Below are 17316 nucleotides of genomic sequence, written 5' to 3'. Positions count from 1 at the left end.
GCGCGCAACCCAACCTTCACGATGGTGCAATAGCCGTATCGGCCATTCCGTGATAGGAATTCGGCATGAGCAGCGATCCACTCAAGCTGCCGCCGCCGCAGCGTGAAACATTCCTCAACCGGGCGCTCGACCGGGTGCGCCGCGCCTGGAACGACGTGCGAGACGGCGCGGTCGCCATCGCCGCCGGCGGCGACATCGGCGCCGACCTTCCCGCTGCCAAGCTCGAGGCCGTGCGCCGCCAGATCGCCGACTGCATCGCCGGCCCCGGCGGCGAATTCGCCGCCCGCGCCCGCGCTGCCGGATTGGGCCGGCTTTACCTCTCGTTCGACGACACCGGGCGCCGGCGCTTCCTCACCCTGCTTGCCGAACGCTTCGCCACAGACGCCGACGCGCTGACCGTCGGCGTCACCGCATGGCGCGAGGCCGGCACCGTCGAGGCGCGGGTCAAGGCCGAGCGCCTGATCAAGGATGCACTGACCCCGCCCCGCCTGCGGCTGCTGCGCCAGTTCAACGCCCTGCCGCAGGGCGTCAAGTTCCTGGTCGACCTGCGCGCCGACCTGCTGACGCTGCGCGACATGTCGCCACAACTGGCGGCGCTGGACGACGATCTGCGTGAGTTGCTGGTGTCGTGGTTCGACCTGGGCTTCCTCGACCTGCGGCAGATCACCTGGCAATCGCCCGCGGCGCTGCTGGAAAAGCTGATCGCCTATGAGGCTGTCCACGAGATCAAGTCGTGGGAAGACATGCGCAACCGGCTTGAATCAGACCGGCGCTGTTTCGCCCTGTTCCATCCGCGCATGCCCGACGAGCCGCTGGCCTTCGTCGAGGTGGCGCTGGTCAAGGGACTGGCGGGCGATGTCCAGGCGCTGCTCGACCGCGACGCCCCGACGGGCGACCCGAAGGCCGCCGATACCGCCATCTTCTATTCGATCTCCAATACCCAGAAGGGTTTGCAGGGCGTCAGCTTCGGCGAACACCTGATCAAGAAGGCGGCCGAGGCGCTGGCCCATGACATGCCCGCGCTGAAGCAGTTCGCCACCCTGTCGCCGGTACCCGGCTTCCGCCGCTGGCTGGACAAGGCCGCCGCCACGCATGCCGGCGCGATCTTCCAGCCGGGAGACGCCGAGCGCTATCGGGGCCTGGCGTCGCTGGCTCATGGCGACGTGGCAGAAGACCCGGAAATCCGCGATTTTATCCATCGCATGGCCGGCTGGTATTTCGCCCAGCGCACCCGCCGGAATCAGCCGATCGATCCGGTTGCCCGCTTCCACCTGCGCAATGGGGCGCGGCTCGAGCGGCTCAACTGGCCGGCCGACCGTTCGGCCAACGGCTGGCGCCAATCCTATGGGCTGATGGTCAATTATCTCTACAACCTCAATCGCGTGGAAACCAATCATGAGAGCTACATACGCGACGGAACTGTGGTAGTGTCCCGTCCGTTGAGGGAACTGACACAGCGAACGCGTACCCTTGAACCATAGATTTTGGGTGCCATGGTCTTTCCATGCACAACAAAATGGTTCAAGGGAGGGGGTTTGGTGCGCAGTTGTTGTTTGTAAGATTCCATTGGATGTGCAAAAGTTGCTCGTCCTGTAGCCGTCTCTGGGAAGAGGAGTAAAGTCGAATGAAAGGGATGTGGAAAATCGTTTTGCCGGTTGCCGTAATGGGCCTGGCACTTTCCGCTTGCGAAAAGAAGACCGAAGAAGCTCCGGTCGAAGCACCGGCGGTTGAGGCACCGGCTGAGCCGATGCCGGAAGCGCCGATGGATCCGGCCGCCGAAGCTCCGATGGACGCTCCGGTCGATGGCATGGCGCCGCCGGCTGACGAGTCCGCGCCGGAAGAGACCAAGGAAGGCGCGCCGACTCCGTAAGGACGGCACCTTCTTGAGTTCAGGAAAGGGCTTCCGGATCATCCGGGAGCCCTTTTCGTTTGCGCCACCGGGATCGGGCGCGCCTTCGCCATAGGGTGCGGCGATCACGACCGTTATAGTGCCGCGTCATGGCAATGCTGGGCTACCTGCGGACACACCCGTTCTCGACGATGGCCCTGTGCAATATCGTCGGCGATCTGTGCTATGTGGGCTTCGCCTTCGATGCGGAACAGGCGGTAAGCCTGCCCAAGCTGGCCGGCGCCCTGTTCACCATCCTTGCCCACACCATCCTGCTGGCCTATGGCGACGATCAGGCGCGCCATATCGCCGGTGAAAAGGGACGGTTGTCGGTCATCGTGCTGGCGCTGCGCGGCCGCGCCCAGCGCCTGCTGGCCGGCCTGCCCGACGCGCTGAGGAAGTGGGCGCGGGTCAAGCCCATCGGCGTCAGCTTCGCCATGCTGGCGCTGAACGGTGCCGGCCTGCTGCTCGACGCGGCGTGGCGCGGCGATCAGGCGGGCTGGGCAGGCGCCTCGCAACTGGCGCTGGGCGGCTGCATCATTATCGGCTGCGGGTGTTTCGCCGCCGCCGACCTGGTGCGGGGCCAAAGGGCTGCCGACATCCTGACCACCGCCGCGCCCATGGTGCTGACCCTGGCCACCATCGCCAGCTGGGTGCTGGCGGCGGCGACGCTGAATCCGTTCCTGATCCTGTCGATCGCGGCATTCGCCCTATCGAACCTGGCCGGCTATTTCACCCGCATCGAGAAACCGAACCACGCAGGCGGACTATGACGGCCCTCTATCCCGACATCGAGCCCCACGCCCGCGGCATGCTCGATGTGGGCGACGGTCAGTCAATCTACTGGGAGTCGTGCGGCAACCCGTCGGGTCGGCCCGCCGTGATGCTGCATGGCGGTCCCGGATCCGGATGTACCCCCGGCATGCGTCGAATATTCGATCCGCACGCCTACAGGATCATCCTGTTCGATCAGCGGGGCAGTGGCCGAAGCCGCCCCCATGCCAGCGCATCCGAAGCCGACCTGTCGGTCAACACGACCGACCACCTGATTGCAGATATGGAGACGCTTCGGAATCACCTGGGTGTGGCACGCTGGCTGGTATGGGGCGGATCGTGGGGATCAACCCTGGCGCTGGCCTATGCCCAAACGCACCCTGCCCGCGTTCGCGCTCTCATATTGTGTAGCGTCACCACCACGACACAAACGGAAATCGACCGGATCACGCAAGGCGTCGGCAGGTTCATCCCTGACGCATGGAGGCGATTCCAGGAGGGTATTCCCCCACAGGAACGCACCGGCCACGTCATCGCGGACTATCATCGGCTGTTGGTGGATCAGGATCCGGCAACCTGCGACAAGGCAGCGCGGGACTGGTGCGACTGGGAGCAGGCCGTGCTTGCGGCGGCCACCGACCTTGAGCCACATCCCCGGTACGACAGCCCGGTCTTTCGGCTCGGCTTTGCGCGGCTGGTGACCCATTACTGGCTGCATGCCGCCTGGCTTGAGGACGGCGTGCTGTTGCGAGGAGCCAGCACCCTCGCAAACATACCGGGCATCATGATCCACGGCCTGATGGATATAGGCAGTCCGCTGATCACAGCACGGCGCCTTGCCGGAAAGTGGCCCGGCAGTGAACTGGTGGTCATTGGCGGAGCCGGTCATGACACGCGGAGTCCCGGCATGAACGAGGCCATGGTCGCGGCTACAGACCGCCTTGCGACGCTGCTTTCCTGACCGGACGCCGACAGCCAACAGATATGCAGCCGTCGACCTGAGCCTCAGTTGCGGACGGCGAGGCCGCGCTGCTTCAGCCGCCAGACCAGAAGATCAATCCTGTCCTGTCCGAAGAACGGCTCGCCCTCGAACACCATGGTCGGCACGCCCCAGTGCCCGGCCGCCTCGAGCGCATTCTGGTTGGCGGCGATTCGCGTATCGTAGCCCTCGGGGTCGGCATCGATCGCCGCGTCCAGTTCCTCGATCGCCAGTCCGGCGCGCAGGACCGCGTCCCGCAGGTGATCGCCCTCGTTCCAGCCTCGCGTGCCGCCCCACAGTAGCGCCGAAACTTCATAGGCGAACTCGATGCCGCGGCCGCTGTCTGCGGCCGCCTGGCCCATGCGGGTCAGGCGGCGGATATAGGGCTGGCCCTCGGCGATCTTCAGCGTCGCCATGTCCTGCACGATGGGGTCGGGCTTGGGCCAGCGAAACGGCAGACCCAGAAATTCGGCCAGCCTCGGCGCATCGCGCTGGACGTATTTCACCCAGGCCGGATTGACGCTGGTGAAGAAGTCCGCCTTGCGCACCGCGAGCGGATAGACCGGCCGGAACACGATCTCCAGGTCGTAGCGTTGCCGCAGCTCGGCAAGGCGGCGTGTCGCCAGATAGGAATACGGGCTGCGGAACGACCAGTGGACATCCACCGACAGGGTCATGAGGGCGACCGCAGCGCGCCCACGACGGCGTCCGGCTCAAGCCGCCTGGTATAGTCGGGATCGACGAAGGCGTGGAGCACCCGGCGGTCGGCATCGACCACATAGGTGGCGGGTATCGGCAGTGTCATGCTGTCGTCGCCGTTGAACTGCGCCAGGTCGAGCCCGAACGACCGGTAGAGGTCCTGCAGCGCCGGCGTCAGCGTGAATACCAGGCCGAAAGCCGCCGCCACCTTGTTGCCGGTGTCGCTGAGCACGTCGAAGCTGATCGCGTTCTTCTCGGCCGTGCTCATGGCGGTGTCCGGCAATTCCGGCGAGACGGCGACAAGGCGGGCGCCCAGATCGGTGATCTCGGGCAGCTTTTCCTGCAGGGCGCGCATTTCCAGGTTGCAATAAGGGCACCAGCCGCCCCGGTAGAAGCTGATCACCACCGGCCCCTGCGCGACCAGGTCGGCAAATTTCACGGTAGCGCCCCGGTGATTGGGCAGCTCGAAATCGGGCACGGTATCGCCCACCTTGAGCGCGCTGTCGGCGATGCCCGACGCGATCAGCTCGCGGGTTGCCGCCGCCATGATGGCGCGCCGCTCCTCGGGCAGCGAGGCCGCGCGGGCGCGTATCGATTCCAGTTGTTCATCCAGGCTCATGGCTCATCCCCTTTGGTTGCAGGGGACCACCCTTATCATATGCGCCGAGAATTGGCAGCCGGTGCCGACAGCCGGCTCGGCATGCTGCCCGATGGGCTGATGATGTGACGCGGAGGGAGAGGCCGCTATGGGCCGGGTACGGCGGGTTGCCTGTTCGTCAGGGAACCGGTTGAAGTGGCGCGCCCGGAGAGATTCGAACTCCCGACCCCCAGATTCGTAGTCTGGTGCTCTATCCAGCTGAGCTACGGGCGCCTGCTTCAGGCGGCGGAACCTACTCAAATCGTCCGGGCATTGCAAGCGCCGACGCCGGGCGTCGGAACGATTGCTCTTGAACCGGCTGCGCGGCGGCCGACCTCTGGCAAAAGAATTGGGAGAGCAGGGCGATGGAGCGGTGGGAATGCTTGTGGGGGCCGGGGCGAATGCCTAAGATCGCCGGGACCTTTGAAACTTCCCCCAGCCGTATCATGCCCCTTCCGATGAGCCGCTGCCTGGTGGTTCTGGCCGCCCTGATCCTCGCCAGCTGCGAAAGCGGCGGGCCGTGGCCGAACCTGGCCGATGTCCCGCCCGAGGTGAAGCCCGGCTTCCAGCAGGCGTCAACCCTGACGCCCACGCCGCCGCCGCCGGCCTCGACCGACGAGGCGCAGGCCGCCATGGCAAACGCGGCGGACGCGATTACCGACCTTGGCATCAGGCTGGACCAGCGCCGCGACCGCTTCGCCCGGTTACAGCGCGACCTGGCCAGCCAGTCGGGGCTGCTCGATGCCGATATTGCCGCTGGCAAGGGCGCGTCCGCCGATGGCTGGAGCAAGGCCCAGGCCGACCTGTCGCGGCTCAATGCCGACGTGGCCACCTTGCGCGACCTGCGCGCCGATGTGGGCGCCGATGCCGCCGCCGGCGGCGGCATCGTCGCCGACCTGGAGCCCGCCGGCCGCGCCGCGCTGGACGACGCCGCCAAGGCCCGGCTCGAGACCCTGCGCACCGCGCTCGACAGGGTGCTGGCCGGATTGGGGGCGCTGGACCGGGACATCGCCGAAGCCACGGCACGCTGGCAGGACAAGTCCTCGGCGCAGGCCGCCACCCTGGACAAGGCGCCGCCACCGCTTGCCGGTGCGCAGACCGCCATGGAGCCCGCCGCCGGACCGGCGCGGCCCAGCGTGCGCAAGCCCAGGCCGAAAAAGCCCGCCGCGGCACAGGCCAGCGCGCCGCGCGACAGCGGCGACCGCTTCAAGGGCCGCCAACCGCTGGTGACATTGACATTCGAGGATCCGGACCTGGATTTCGAGACCAGGCTGCGCGGTCTGATCGACAAGGTGCGCGCCCAATATCCGGACATCGCGTTCGACATCGAGACCGTCGGCGCGCCGCCCGCCCAACTGGGAAAGGTGCGCGGCATGCTGAAGGGCCTCGACATTCCCAGCGACGTGTTCGTCACCCCGGTCACGGCCGGCGCAGTGCCCGCCATCAAACTCTACCCCAGGTAAACCGCTCAGCCGTAGAGCTGCCGCCACGACGGCTTGTCGCCCAGCGGCCCGGCGGCGAACACCGCGCGGGCCATGGCGCGGGCCAGGCAATCGGCGGCCATGGCGCCGGCTTCGGCCAGCAGGCGCGGCGTTACCTCGCGGCGCAGCGTGCCGGTCGCCACCGCGAACACCGTATCGCCATCGAACGGCGTGTGCGCCGGGCGCACCGCGCGGGCGATGCCGTCCTGGGCCATCATGGCAAGCCGTGTCGCCTGCGCCTTGGTGAGATCGAGATTGGTGGCAACCGCCGCGATCACCGTGTTGGAAACCGGCGGCGGTCCGGGCGGAAAGCCATCGGGCAGCGGGCCGTCGATGCGGCCGGGCGCGCGGCCGCCCCACTCGCCGTCCAGCTCCAGCGCCCAGGCCCAGAACGTGCCGCCGGGCATCACCATCTCGCCGAACGGATTGGCCCCGACGATGGCGCCGACCTGCAATCCATCGCCGCCGAACGCCGAGGCGCTGCCCAGCCCGCCCTTGAGCGAGCCGGCCTTGGCGCCGATGCCCGCGCCCACATTGCCCAGCGGGAAATCCCGGCTGGCCGCCTCGCAGGCGGCGCGCCCCAGCGCCGGATAGGGATTGGCCTCGCCCCAGTCCTTGTCGCCGCCATTGGCCAGGTCGAACAGGATGGCGGACGGCACCACCGGCACGGCCCGCGGGCCCAGCGGCAGGCCGATGCCCTGCGCCGACAGCCAGCCGGTGACGCCGTCGGCGGCGGCAAGCCCGAATACCGAGCCGCCGCTGAGCACCAGCGCATGGAACCGCTCGACCAGCGTGTCGGCGGCCAGCGCCTCGGTGTCGCGGGTGCCGGGCGCGCCGCCGCGCACATCGACCGCCATGGTCATGGGCCAGTCGGGCAGCAGCACGGTGGTGCCGCTGCGCAGGCCGAGGTCGCCGGCGTTGCCGACTCTCAGTCCGTCCAGATCGGTGATGAGATTACGCGGTCCAGGCCTTATCATGCCGCCACCGTACCGCCCCGCCCGATGGCAATCAAAGGATGATCATGACCGCCCGCTTCCTGCTGACCGGCGTCCTGCTGCTGCTGCCGTTCTCGGCGCTCGCCGACGCCGCCAATCCTCCCGCCGCCCGTTCGCCGGTGAACGCGGCAACGCAGATGGTCGCCTCGGCCAATCCCTATGCCACCGATGCCGGCCTCGAAATCCTGCGGCGCGGCGGCAGCGCCGTCGACGCGGCGATCGCTGTAGAGCTGGTGCTGACCCTGGTGGAGCCGCAATCGTCGGGCATCGGCGGCGGCGCGTTCCTGCTGTACTGGGATGACCAGGCGAAGACCCTACAGGCCTATGACGGACGCGAGACCGCGCCATCGGCCGTCGACGAGACGCTGTTCCTCGATGCGTCCGGCGGCCCGCGCGGCAAGAGCGACGCGGTTCCCGGCGGCCAGTCCGCCGGCGTTCCCGGCGTTGTCCGCATGCTCGCCATGGCCCACAAGGCGCATGGCAGGCTGGGCTGGGCCGAACTGTTCCAGCCGGCGATCAAGCTGGCGCGGGACGGCTTCGTGGTCTCGCCCCGCTTCACCTACCTGATCAGCAACGACAAGCACCTGAAGAAATTCCCCGAGACCGCCGCCTATTTCTTCGACGCCAAAGGCGAGCCGGTGCAGCCGGGCACCGTGCTGAAAAATCCGGCGCTGGCCAACACGCTGGAGATTCTCGCCGCCGACCCGGAGGCGTTCTACACCGGCCCCATCGCCGCCGACATCGCCGCGGCCATCCAGAACACGCCGATCAATCCGGGCAAGCTGACCGAACAGGACATTGCCGGCTATCAGCCCAGGCTGCGTGAGCCGGTCTGCGTCCCCTACCGGGTCTGGAGAATCTGTGGCATGGGTCCGCCCTCGTCGGGCGGCATTGCCGTCGGCCAGACGCTGGGCATCCTGGAAGGGCTGGGAATCGACAAGGTCCGGCCGATGAGCGCCGAAGCCGTCAACCTGTTCGCGGAATCCGCCAGGCTGGCCTATGCCGATCGGGCCACCTGGCTGGGCGACACCGACTTCGTCCACGTGCCGGTCGCCGGACTGATCGATCCCAGCTATATCGCCAGCCGCCGCGCGCTGGTCACGCCCGGTTCGGTGATGCCGGATGCACCCGCCGGCCTGCCGCCCGGCGCGCGGGAGGCATACCGGACCGTGGAGCCGTCAGAAATCCCCGCGACCACCCACTTTTCCATCGTCGACCGCTGGGGAGGCACCGTCGCCATGACGGCGAGCATCGAGGACGCCTTCGGCGACCGGATGATGGTACGCGGCTTCCTGCTGAACAACGAGCTGACCGATTTCAGCTTCGCGCCCGAGGCCGGCGGCAAGCCGGTCGCCAACCGGGTGCAGGGCGGCAAGCGGCCGCTGAGTTCCATGTCGCCCACTATCGTGTTCGACGCCGAAGGCCGGCCGGTGGCGACGCTTGGCTCGCCGGGCGGACCGTTGATCATCGGCTTTGTCGCCAAGACGCTGGTGGGCGTGCTGGACTGGAAGCTGAATATCCAGGATGCCATCGCGCTGCCCAATCTGGTCTATTTCGGGGGCAACCTGATCATGGAGCGCGACAGCGCCCTGTGGCAGCAGAAGGATGCGCTGGCCGCCATGGGCTATCAGATGCGCGAGGGTTCGCTTGTCAGCGGCCTGCACGGTATCGTGATCCATTACGACGACAACGGCGGCCGGACCCTGGAAGGCGGCGCCGACCCGCGGCGAGAAGGCACGGCAGCGGGCGACTGAGGCCTACAGGGCCTGCAGGATCTCTTGCGCCAGCGACCTGATCTCGCTGGCGGCGACGCTGGAGGGCTGCGATTCGGTAACGCCCTGGCCGTCCAGCAGGCTGGCGGCGAACGCCATGCGGTTGCCCAGGCTGGTGCCGGCGACCGGCAGTTTGTCCTGGTGAAGCCGGATGCGCATTTCGTCGGCCATCCTGCCGCGCGGCGGCACCCGGTTGAGCACCAGCAGCACCCTGGCCTTCTCGCGCTCGGCCATTTGCAGGGTGGCGCGCATCGCCCAGACATCCATGGGACTGAGTTGCACCGGGACCACGACCAGGTCGGCCTCGCGGATCGCGAGCCGCGCCGCGGTTTCGGCATGAGGTGGGCTGTCGATCAGGATGATGTCGGCGGTGCCCTTGGCACGGGAGATTTCGTTCGATGCCTTCCATCCCTCGAAACTCGAGAAACCGATCGCTTCCCGCTTGCCGTGAAGCTGCTCGCGCATCTCGAACCAGGCGGTCAGACTCTTTTGCGGATCGACGTCGAACAACGCCACCGTCTTGCCCATGCCGGCGAGCGCCACGCCAAGATGCGCGGCCAGCGTGGTCTTGCCGGCACCGCCCTTTTGCTGGGCAATGGCAATTGTCTTGGCGGCCATGAATGTTCCTCGTGGACACTGTCCAGCCGGGGACTCTAGCCGAGGCTATGCTGCATTGCAACATGGGCGCGGCAGTGCCCGGCCGTCTCAGCCCGTCGCACGGCGCAGCGCAACGTCGGAGCGCAGCGGCAGATGCAGCCGGAAGATGGTGCCGCCGGAATCGGACTTGGCCAGCCGGACCTCGCCGCCATGCGCGTGGGCGATCTCCTGGACGTTGACAAGGCCAAGCCCGGCGCCGTGGGCGTGGGTGCTGCCCTTGAAAGGTTTGAACAGGTTCTCGCGGGCGTGCTCGGACAGACCCGGCCCGGTATCGGTGACTTCGATGACCGATTCGGCGCCCATGTCGTAGCAGCGGATGGCGATCTCGCCGAATCCGTCGCCGATGGCCTCGACGGAATTGCGCATCAGGTTCTGCAGCGCACGGAACAGATGCTCGGGGTCGCCATCCACCTCCATGTGCGGGCTGACATGGTTGAGGAACATGGGATTCGAATCCTCGGACAGCCCCACCGACCGGCCGACCTCCTCGGCCAGCGGTTGCAGGGCGAACCGCACCGGGCGCGGCACGAGTTCCTGCGGCCGGCCGAATCTGAGCGTGTCGGTACAGAGTTCGATGGCGCGGTCGATGGCGCGCATCAACGTCACCGAGATGGTGCGCACGCCAGGGTCTTCGTTGTGCGACAGCCGGTCGGACACCAGACGCGCGGTGGCCAGGATATTGCGCAGGTCGTGATTCACCTTGGCCACGGCTTCACCCAGCGTGGCCAGGCCTTGCCGCTGCGCCAGCGCATGGCGAATCTGCTCTTCCATGGCGCGCAGGCTTCGCTGCAGCGTGCCGATTTCGTCCCGGCGACGCGATTCCCCGATGACGCGGCGTACGTCCTCCGGCGCCGCGCTGAACTCCGCCACATGGGACGCCAGGCCCTGGAGCGGCCGCACGAGCACGCGCAACAGGGTGAAATAGACCAGCGCCACCATGAAGGCCGACACCAGCAACGACAGCAGCAGCAGGTGGCGGACATGGACGGCAAGCGCCGCCGCCAGCGGGGCCTCGTCGAAAACGCTGGTGACGAAGCCGGGCCCGTTCCTGGCCGGCCCGGTGGTCCGGACCAGGCCCTTGCTGCCGCCGAAATATGTCGCCAAGCCGTCCCGGACCAGATCCAGCCGGGAGGACGCGCGCAGGTCGTAATAGGCGCCCAGCGGACCTTCCGGCTCGTTGCCCAGTACCAGCACGCGGCCGTCGCCGCGCTCGTATCTGACGCTCACGATCATGGCGGTGGCGAGCGCTTCCCGTTGCAGCGCCGAGGTCGAGGCCGCCGCGACCGCAAGGCTGGCGATCTGCGATTCCCACAGCCGGTCGTCCAGCCAGTCGCGGCGAAAGTCAGCGACCGACGCGACAACGATGACCGCATCGACAAATGCTACGAACAGAACAGTCAACACCAGCAGCCGTGCCGACAGGCTATGGACCATTCGGGCCCCCAGAAACACACCACTAAATCGTTCGTATGATAGCAGAATTTCGCAACTGCGCTGCAATTACAGTTGCCCTGCCGGAATCGTTGCGACAGCGCAATACCCTGCGGTCCCGTCATGGTGCCGCTTCAGGCGCCGCTTGACCCCCGGCGGCAGCGCGGCAGGATGTTGCCCCCCGTCTCCGGGCGATTGACTTGCTTCAGGTCACCCCTTATACAGCGCCTTCGAATCCGGCAGCGGACGAATACGGAGTTGACATGAAACGCACTTACCAACCTTCGAAGCTGGTCCGCGCCCGGCGGCACGGCTTTCGCGCGCGCATGGCCACCGTTGGCGGCCGCCAAGTCCTGAAGGCGCGCCGCGCCCGGGGACGCAAGCGCCTCAGCGCCTGAGTGGCCTGGCCGGCGGCTACGCCGGCCTTCCCCCAATGGCTGACACCGACACGGAAATGGTCGCCCTGGACCGCTTGAAGCGGCGGGGCGATTTCCTGCGTGTGGCCCGGGGCGCCAAATGGGTCGCACCCGGACTGATTCTGCAGGCCGCGAAGCGTCCTGCCGGCGATCAGGCCGCCGCCCGCATCGGTTTCACCGTCAGCCGCAAGGTCGGCGGCTCGGTCGAACGCAACCGCGCCCGGCGGCGTTTGCGCGAGGCCGCGCGGCTGGTCATGACTGCCGCGGCGCGGCCCGCTATTGATTATGTGCTGATTGGCAGGCATACAACGCTCACCCGCTCGTGGCCCCAGCTGATCCACGACCTCGAAACCGCCCTCAGCCGCATCCGGATCGACGAGACCGCACGATGAGAACGGCCTTAAGCGCCCTGCTGGCCTTGCCGGTGAAATTCTACCGCTATTTCATCTCGCCGCTGCTGCCGCCGAGTTGCCGCTATACGCCGACCTGTTCGGAATATGCACTGGAGGCGCTGCGGCTGCACGGACCGTTCCGCGGCACATGGCTCGCCCTGCGCCGTCTGGGCCGCTGCCATCCCTGGGGCGGCCACGGCCACGATCCCGTCCCTGCCGGATCCGGGCAGGACCGCCACCCTCACCATCATGCACCAAACGGGAGCCAGCCGAGCTGATGCAGTCCGAAGACACCAGGAACCTCGTGCTGGCCGTCGTCATCATCCTGGCGATGATGATCGGCTATCAACTGCTGATCGCCAAGCACGTGGCCCCGCAGCCCGACACCCGCGCGCAGCAGAATGTCGCCACCGGCGCCGATTCGGCGTCCGCTCCCGCCATCGCCGGCCCCGATCTGGGTGCCGCACCGGCGGCAGTGCCCGAGGACAGGACAGCGGTGCTGGCCCGGGGCGACCGCGTCACCATCAAGTCGCCGCGCCTGAACGGCTCGGTGCGGCTGGAAGGCGGGCGCCTCGACGACCTGACGCTGGTGGGTTACCGCCAGACCATCAAGAAGGATTCGCCCGACGTCGTCCTGCTCGCGCCTGCCGGCACGGCGGCGCCGTATTACGTGGATTTCGGCTGGCAGAACGTGCAGGGCGGCAGTGTGGCCGTGCCGGATGCAACCACCGTCTGGCAAGCCGGCGGCGATGTGCTGTCGCCCGGCAAGCCGCTGACCCTGACCTGGGATAACGGCCAGGGCCTGGTGTTCAGCCGCATCTACACCGTTGACGATAATTACATGATCTCGGTCACCGACACGGTCGAGAACACCACCGGCGCGGCGGTCTCGCTGCAGCCCTACGGCGCCATCAACCGGGTCGGGATTCCGGAGACCGTCAAATCGGCCATCGTGCACGAGGGTTTCCTGGGCGTGTTCCACGAAACGCTGGAGCATGAAAGCTACGACGACCTCAAGGAAGACGCCCAGGAAGGCAAGCTCAAGGACGACCGGCAGGCCTTCCGCAAGGCGAGCACCGGTGGCTGGCTGGGCATCACCGACAAATACTGGCTGGTGGCCTATGTGCCCGACCAGAAGCAGACATTCAACGGCTGGTTCGACTACCGCAATGCGGGCGGCCGCGACGTCTTCCGCTCGCTCCATACCGGCGCGCAGACCGTCGTTCCTGCGGGCGGCTCGGCCTCGACGGCGGGCCGCCTGTTCGCCGGCGCCAAGGAAACCAAGCTGATCGACGCCTACGAGGAACAATATGGCATCGTGATGTTCGACCGGGCCATCGACTGGGGCTGGTTCTACTTCCTCGCCCGTCCGGTGTTCTGGCTGCTGGAGCTGCTGAAGGGCTGGGTGGGCAATTTCGGCCTCGCCATCCTGGCGATCACCGTGGTCATCAAGCTGGCGTTCTTCCAGCTCGCCAACAAGTCCTACATCGCCATGGGCAAGATGCGCAAACTGGCACCGAAGATGACGGCGATCCGCGAGCGCCTCAAGGACGACCCGGTGAAGCAGCGCGAAGAGGTGATGAAGCTGTACCAGACCGAGAAGGTCAATCCGGTCGCCGGCTGCCTGCCGATCCTGGTGCAGATCCCCGTGTTCATCGCGCTCTATCAGGTGCTGATGGTGTCCATCGAGATGCGCCACGCGCCGTTCTATGGCTGGGTCCACGATCTGTCCGGCCAGGATCCGCTGCTGATCACCAACCTGTTCGGCCTGATTCCGTGGCAGCCGCCGTCGTTCCTCGCCATCGGCCTGTGGGCGGCGATCATGGGCGTGACCATGTATGTGCAGCAGCAGCTGAACCCGCCGCCGCCGGACCCGATCCAGGCCAAGGTGTTCCAGTTCCTGCCGCTGATCTTCATCTTCCTGTTCGCCAGCTTCCCGGTGGGTCTGGTGATCTACTGGACGTGGAACAACCTGCTGACCATCGCCCAGCAATGGGTGATCATGAAGCGGCACGGCGCGTTCGAAGAATCCACGTGAGCGACGACGGCGAGAATGGCGTCGGCGACGCCCTCGAACGCGGAAGGCTGCTCTTCGCCAGCGAGTGCACCTTCATGCTGGGCGTGGCCGGGCTTGCCCAGCTGCCCGAGCCTGGCCCGACCGAGATCGCCTTCGCCGGCCGCTCGAATGTGGGCAAGTCCAGCCTGCTGAACGCCCTGACCGGCCGCAAGGACCTGGCGCGCACCTCCAACACGCCCGGCCGTACCCAGCAGCTCAACTACTTCTCGCTGGGCACGCCAAAGCTGGGGATGCTCTACCTGGTCGACCTGCCCGGTTACGGCTATGCCAAGGTGCCCAAGCCCCAGGTCGATGCGTGGATCAGGCTGCTGAAGGCCTATCTGCGCGGACGGACGACCCTGCGGCGGGCCATGCTGCTGATCGACGCCCGGCACGGCATCCTGGCCGCCGACCGCGAGATCATGACCATGCTCGACGACGCGGCGGTGTCCTACCAGGTGGTGCTGACCAAGATCGACAAGGTGAAGGCCGGCACCCGCGAGGCGCTGATCGCGCTCACCGAGACCGAGGCGCGCCGGCACGTGGCCGCGTTCCCCGAGCTGGTGGTGACCAGCAGCGAGACCGGCGAGGGCATTCCCGAGTTGCGCGCCGCACTGGCCGCGCTGGCGGAGTAATTCGCCCCACTGGCACCCGTCACGTCCATCCGCTATAAACCGCGCCGGAATCGGGAGAAAGAACCCATGGCCGAGTTGCCCGCCGGATACAGCGAATTGCTGACCGCCACGACCCTGTCGGAAGCGCTGCCCTTCATGCGCAAATATGCCGGCGCCACCATCGTGATCAAATATGGCGGCCACGCCATGGGCGACCGCACCCTGGCCGACGAGTTCGCCCGCGACATCGTGCTGATGAAGCAGGTGGGCATCAACCCGGTGGTGGTGCATGGCGGCGGCCCGCAGATCAAGGAAATGATGGGCCGCCTGCGCATCCAGAGCGAGTTCGTCAATGGCCTGCGGGTGACCGACGAGGCGACCATGGAAGTGGTCGAGATGGTGCTGTCGGGCCGCATCAACAAGGAGATCGTCGCGGCGATCAACCGGGCCGGCGGCGGCGCCGTGGGCCTGTCGGGCCGCGATTGCGACATGGTGCGCGGCCGCAAGGTGAAGATGAAGCAGCGCGATCCCGACAGCAACATCGAGCGCGAGCTCGACATGGGCTTCGTCGGCGAGCCCGAATCGGTCAACCCGCATGTGCTCGACGTGCTGGCCCGCTCGGACCTGATCCCGGTGATCGCGCCGATCGCCTATGGCGACGGCGGCGAGACCTACAACATCAACGCCGACACCTTCGCCGGCGCGGTCGCCGCCGCGCTGGGCGCGCGCCGGCTGCTGATGCTGACCGACGTGAAGGGCGTGCTCAGCAAGGACGGCGAATTGATGACCAACCTGTCGCCCGAGGCCGTCGCGACCATGATCGCCGACGGCACCGTCTCCGGCGGCATGATCCCCAAGGTCCAGACCTGCGTGGACGCGGTGACGGGCGGCGTCGATGCCGCCGTCATCCTCGACGGCCGGGTGTCGCACGCCGTGCTGCTCGAGCTGTTCACCTCGGTTGGCGCGGGCACGCTGATCGGCAAAAGCTGAGGTTTACAGCACCCTCGGCTTTCCCTATTCTCCGCCGCGATCAAGGCACCCGTAGCTCAGCTGGATAGAGTGCTGCCCTCCGAAGGCAGAGGTCACAGGTTCGAATCCTGTCGGGTGCGCCAATCAACCCAGACTGAATCGATGGTCCCGGAAACGCGGCCGGTCCCGCCGGCGCGCGGAAACCCTGGGCGCCGCCTGCCTGTCGCCGCCGGCCGGCAAGGGTCGCCCGGCCATTGCCGATCAGCCGCGCAACGCCGGGGCGTTGACTTGCGGGGTCAGCATTCGTAAAGGCAGGGCACGGAAGATGGCACGGCGCGCAAAGCTGGCGGTGCAACGGGGAGATCCGGTTATGCAGTACGATGACGTTGTCTATGGCCGCCGCAGTATCCGCGGCTACAAACCCGTTCCGGTCGCCAGGGAACTGATCAGGGAAGTGATCGAGATGGCCATGCGGGCGCCATCCTCCCTGAATACGCAGCCGTGGAACTTCTATGTGGTCTCCGGCGCGCCGCTCGACCGGATTCGGGCCGGAAACACCGAGCGGATTCTGGCCGGCGTGCCGGAATCGCGCGAGTTCCGCATGCATGGCGGATACGAGGGCGCCCACAGGGATCGTCAGATCGGCATCGCGAAACAGCTTTTCGCGGCCATGGGCATCGAACGCCACGACAAGGAAAAGCGCCAGGACTGGGTGCTGCGCGGCTTTCGCCAGTTCGATGCGCCCGTTTCCATTGTCGTCACCTACGATCGGTCGATCCACGGCGGCGACATCGGGCCGTTCGACTGCGGCGGGGTCACCAACGCCCTGGTCAATGCGGCCTGGTCCCGCGGCCTGGGATGCGTCATCAACAGCCAGGGAATCATGCAGTCTCCCGTGGTGCGCGAGCATGCCCGCATTCCCGACGACCAGGTCATCATGACCTGCGTCGCCATGGGCTATCCCGACGATTCGTTTCCGGCGAATGCCGTGGTCTCTCAGCGCAAGTCGGTCGAGGACGCCGCGGTCTTCATCGGTTTCGACGACTGACGGATACCCAGGTCCTGCGGCGGCACGGCGCGCCGATTGGCCGGGCGGACCGCAATGCCGCCATATCGCCACGAAGCTGAGACGATCCTGTCATGCGACGGTCCTATGGTCCGCCCCGCAAGGAGGCGACCATGTCGTTCAAGGCTTATGTGATGATGCGGCGGCGCGGGCCCAATCCGCAGGGCGATTTCATCGAACACGCGCAACGGGCGGCCGATCTGCCGGACGCAGCGACCTGGGAAGAACTGCGCGCTTATCTGCTAGTGCGCGACGCCTGTCCCGGCGCCATCGACTCGGCGCGGTCGGTGTGGAAATGCTACCGCGCCCAGCGGCGCCGGACCCGGCGCCGCGCACTGCTATCTCGGCGTCCGCTGCTTCATATGCAGCGTCCAGGCGACGAACGCCAGCACCAGCCCGCCGATGCCGGCGATGGCGCCGGCAACCGCCATCAATAACGGGACATTTCCCTCGACGCCCGCATCGTTGAGCGCAAAGCCGGCAGCGGCGA

The 17316-nt window shown here is 67.1% G+C and carries 18 protein-coding genes, 2 tRNA genes and 1 pseudogene; 15 read left to right on the top strand and 6 right to left on the bottom strand.

Annotation, left to right across the window (positions count from 1 at the left end; all coding sequences use genetic code 11):
* Positions 1-65: 65 nt before the first annotated feature.
* The 4 genes from WJU21_RS10785 (at position 66) to pip (ending at position 3623) form a co-directional block, all read left to right on the top strand.
* Positions 66-1481, top strand: a complete 1416-nt coding sequence (locus WJU21_RS10785; RefSeq protein ID WP_346323413.1) for a malonyl-CoA decarboxylase — start codon at positions 66-68, stop codon at positions 1479-1481.
* A gap of 143 nt (positions 1482-1624) precedes the next feature.
* The gene (locus WJU21_RS10780; RefSeq protein WP_346323412.1) at positions 1625-1870 is read left to right on the top strand and encodes a hypothetical protein; all 246 of its coding nucleotides are present in this window, start codon (positions 1625-1627) and stop codon (positions 1868-1870) included.
* Positions 1871-1998: 128 nt separating this feature from the next.
* Positions 1999-2661, top strand: a complete 663-nt coding sequence (locus WJU21_RS10775; RefSeq protein WP_346323411.1) for a hypothetical protein — start codon at positions 1999-2001, stop codon at positions 2659-2661.
* Complete coding sequence (gene pip, locus WJU21_RS10770) at positions 2658-3623, top strand: prolyl aminopeptidase (protein WP_346323410.1); 966 nt, start codon at positions 2658-2660, stop codon at positions 3621-3623. Before WJU21_RS10775 ends, pip begins: the two co-directional genes overlap by 4 nt.
* A 44-nt stretch (positions 3624-3667) precedes the next feature.
* Here pip and WJU21_RS10765 read toward each other — a convergent pair whose 3' ends face one another.
* The 3 genes from WJU21_RS10765 to WJU21_RS10755 all read right to left on the bottom strand — a co-directional run bounded on the left by WJU21_RS10765 (position 3668) and on the right by WJU21_RS10755 (position 5211).
* Positions 3668-4318 (bottom strand): DsbA family protein, encoded by a 651-nt coding sequence (locus WJU21_RS10765; RefSeq protein ID WP_346323409.1) that lies wholly within the window; start codon positions 4316-4318, stop codon positions 3668-3670.
* Positions 4315-4959, bottom strand: a complete 645-nt coding sequence (locus WJU21_RS10760; RefSeq protein ID WP_346323408.1) for a peroxiredoxin-like family protein — start codon at positions 4957-4959, stop codon at positions 4315-4317. The genes WJU21_RS10765 and WJU21_RS10760 overlap by 4 nt, the downstream gene beginning before the upstream one ends.
* Before the next feature lie 175 nt (positions 4960-5134).
* Positions 5135-5211 (bottom strand) — tRNA-Arg (locus WJU21_RS10755).
* A gap of 224 nt (positions 5212-5435) precedes the next feature.
* Here WJU21_RS10755 and WJU21_RS10750 point away from each other — a divergent pair.
* On the top strand, positions 5436-6440 hold the full coding sequence (locus WJU21_RS10750; protein ID WP_346323407.1) for a hypothetical protein: 1005 nt from the start codon (positions 5436-5438) through the stop codon (positions 6438-6440).
* A gap of 5 nt (positions 6441-6445) precedes the next feature.
* Here the strand turns inward: WJU21_RS10750 and WJU21_RS10745 are convergent, their stop codons facing one another.
* Positions 6446-7435: a P1 family peptidase gene (locus tag WJU21_RS10745; protein WP_346323406.1), complete on the bottom strand. Its 990-nt coding sequence runs from the start codon at positions 7433-7435 to the stop codon at positions 6446-6448.
* A 44-nt stretch (positions 7436-7479) separates the two neighbouring features.
* On the opposite strand from WJU21_RS10745, the gene ggt reads away from it, so the two are divergent.
* Positions 7480-9207, top strand: a complete 1728-nt coding sequence (gene ggt / locus WJU21_RS10740) for a gamma-glutamyltransferase (RefSeq protein WP_346323405.1) — start codon at positions 7480-7482, stop codon at positions 9205-9207.
* Between the two features lie 3 nt (positions 9208-9210).
* Here ggt and parA read toward each other — a convergent pair whose 3' ends face one another.
* Together parA and WJU21_RS10730 are read right to left on the bottom strand one after the other, a co-directional pair.
* The gene (gene parA, locus WJU21_RS10735) at positions 9211-9843 is read right to left on the bottom strand and encodes a ParA family partition ATPase (protein WP_346323404.1); all 633 of its coding nucleotides are present in this window, start codon (positions 9841-9843) and stop codon (positions 9211-9213) included.
* Positions 9844-9930: 87 nt separating this feature from the next.
* Complete coding sequence (locus WJU21_RS10730) at positions 9931-11316, bottom strand: HAMP domain-containing sensor histidine kinase (protein ID WP_346323403.1); 1386 nt, start codon at positions 11314-11316, stop codon at positions 9931-9933.
* A gap of 260 nt (positions 11317-11576) precedes the next feature.
* On the opposite strand from WJU21_RS10730, the gene rpmH reads away from it, so the two are divergent.
* The 9 genes and pseudogenes from rpmH to WJU21_RS10685 all read left to right on the top strand — a co-directional run bounded on the left by rpmH (position 11577) and on the right by WJU21_RS10685 (position 17263).
* A complete protein-coding gene (rpmH, locus tag WJU21_RS10725) occupies positions 11577-11711 on the top strand; it encodes a 50S ribosomal protein L34 (protein ID WP_346323402.1) in 135 nt (44 codons plus the stop codon).
* Positions 11712-11746: 35 nt separating this feature from the next.
* Positions 11747-12121, top strand: a complete 375-nt coding sequence (rnpA, locus tag WJU21_RS10720) for a ribonuclease P protein component (protein WP_346323401.1) — start codon at positions 11747-11749, stop codon at positions 12119-12121.
* A pseudogene (gene yidD, locus WJU21_RS10715) lies at positions 12118-12336 on the top strand (membrane protein insertion efficiency factor YidD); the annotation flags it as partial. The gene rnpA and the pseudogene yidD, both read left to right, overlap by 4 nt.
* 62 nt (positions 12337-12398) lie before the next feature.
* Entirely contained in the window at positions 12399-14159 is a 1761-nt protein-coding gene (gene yidC / locus WJU21_RS10710; protein WP_346323400.1) for a membrane protein insertase YidC, read from the top strand.
* Positions 14156-14812 carry a ribosome biogenesis GTP-binding protein YihA/YsxC gene (gene yihA / locus WJU21_RS10705; protein ID WP_346323399.1) on the top strand — a complete coding sequence of 219 codons (657 nt, stop codon included), beginning with the start codon at positions 14156-14158 and terminating at the stop codon, positions 14810-14812. Before yidC ends, yihA begins: the two co-directional genes overlap by 4 nt.
* 66 nt (positions 14813-14878) lie before the next feature.
* On the top strand, positions 14879-15781 hold the full coding sequence (argB, locus tag WJU21_RS10700) for an acetylglutamate kinase (protein ID WP_346323398.1): 903 nt from the start codon (positions 14879-14881) through the stop codon (positions 15779-15781).
* A 45-nt stretch (positions 15782-15826) separates the two neighbouring features.
* Positions 15827-15903 (top strand) — tRNA-Arg (locus WJU21_RS10695).
* A gap of 227 nt (positions 15904-16130) precedes the next feature.
* Entirely contained in the window at positions 16131-16808 is a 678-nt protein-coding gene (locus WJU21_RS10690; protein ID WP_346323397.1) for a nitroreductase, read from the top strand.
* 131 nt (positions 16809-16939) lie between these two features.
* Positions 16940-17263 (top strand): hypothetical protein, encoded by a 324-nt coding sequence (locus WJU21_RS10685; RefSeq protein WP_346323396.1) that lies wholly within the window; start codon positions 16940-16942, stop codon positions 17261-17263.
* Positions 17264-17316: the final 53 nt, after the last annotated feature.

The organism is Emcibacter sp. SYSU 3D8 (assembly GCF_039655875.1).
Taxonomy (GTDB): domain Bacteria; phylum Pseudomonadota; class Alphaproteobacteria; order SMXS01; family SMXS01; genus RI-34.
Note: the sequence above shows the minus strand (reverse complement) of the source record. Positions and strands in the feature narration are given on the sequence as shown.

What these genes read in the sequence shown, in the direction of transcription:
- WJU21_RS10785 (WP_346323413.1), top strand. Translation starts at nt 66, where the DNA reads ATGAGCAGCGATCCACTCAAGCTGCCGCCGCCGCAGCGTGAAACATTC.
- WJU21_RS10780 (WP_346323412.1), top strand. Translation starts at nt 1,625, where the DNA reads ATGAAAGGGATGTGGAAAATCGTTTTGCCGGTTGCCGTAATGGGCCTG.
- WJU21_RS10775 (WP_346323411.1), top strand. Translation starts at nt 1,999, where the DNA reads ATGGCAATGCTGGGCTACCTGCGGACACACCCGTTCTCGACGATGGCC.
- pip (WP_346323410.1), top strand. Translation starts at nt 2,658, where the DNA reads ATGACGGCCCTCTATCCCGACATCGAGCCCCACGCCCGCGGCATGCTC.
- WJU21_RS10765 (WP_346323409.1), bottom strand. Translation starts at nt 4,318, where the DNA reads ATGACCCTGTCGGTGGATGTCCACTGGTCGTTCCGCAGCCCGTATTCC.
- WJU21_RS10760 (WP_346323408.1), bottom strand. Translation starts at nt 4,959, where the DNA reads ATGAGCCTGGATGAACAACTGGAATCGATACGCGCCCGCGCGGCCTCG.
- WJU21_RS10750 (WP_346323407.1), top strand. Translation starts at nt 5,436, where the DNA reads ATGAGCCGCTGCCTGGTGGTTCTGGCCGCCCTGATCCTCGCCAGCTGC.
- WJU21_RS10745 (WP_346323406.1), bottom strand. Translation starts at nt 7,435, where the DNA reads ATGATAAGGCCTGGACCGCGTAATCTCATCACCGATCTGGACGGACTG.
- ggt (WP_346323405.1), top strand. Translation starts at nt 7,480, where the DNA reads ATGACCGCCCGCTTCCTGCTGACCGGCGTCCTGCTGCTGCTGCCGTTC.
- parA (WP_346323404.1), bottom strand. Translation starts at nt 9,843, where the DNA reads ATGGCCGCCAAGACAATTGCCATTGCCCAGCAAAAGGGCGGTGCCGGC.
- WJU21_RS10730 (WP_346323403.1), bottom strand. Translation starts at nt 11,316, where the DNA reads ATGGTCCATAGCCTGTCGGCACGGCTGCTGGTGTTGACTGTTCTGTTC.
- rpmH (WP_346323402.1), top strand. Translation starts at nt 11,577, where the DNA reads ATGAAACGCACTTACCAACCTTCGAAGCTGGTCCGCGCCCGGCGGCAC.
- rnpA (WP_346323401.1), top strand. Translation starts at nt 11,747, where the DNA reads ATGGCTGACACCGACACGGAAATGGTCGCCCTGGACCGCTTGAAGCGG.
- yidC (WP_346323400.1), top strand. Translation starts at nt 12,399, where the DNA reads ATGCAGTCCGAAGACACCAGGAACCTCGTGCTGGCCGTCGTCATCATC.
- argB (WP_346323398.1), top strand. Translation starts at nt 14,879, where the DNA reads ATGGCCGAGTTGCCCGCCGGATACAGCGAATTGCTGACCGCCACGACC.
- WJU21_RS10690 (WP_346323397.1), top strand. Translation starts at nt 16,131, where the DNA reads ATGCAGTACGATGACGTTGTCTATGGCCGCCGCAGTATCCGCGGCTAC.
- WJU21_RS10685 (WP_346323396.1), top strand. Translation starts at nt 16,940, where the DNA reads ATGTCGTTCAAGGCTTATGTGATGATGCGGCGGCGCGGGCCCAATCCG.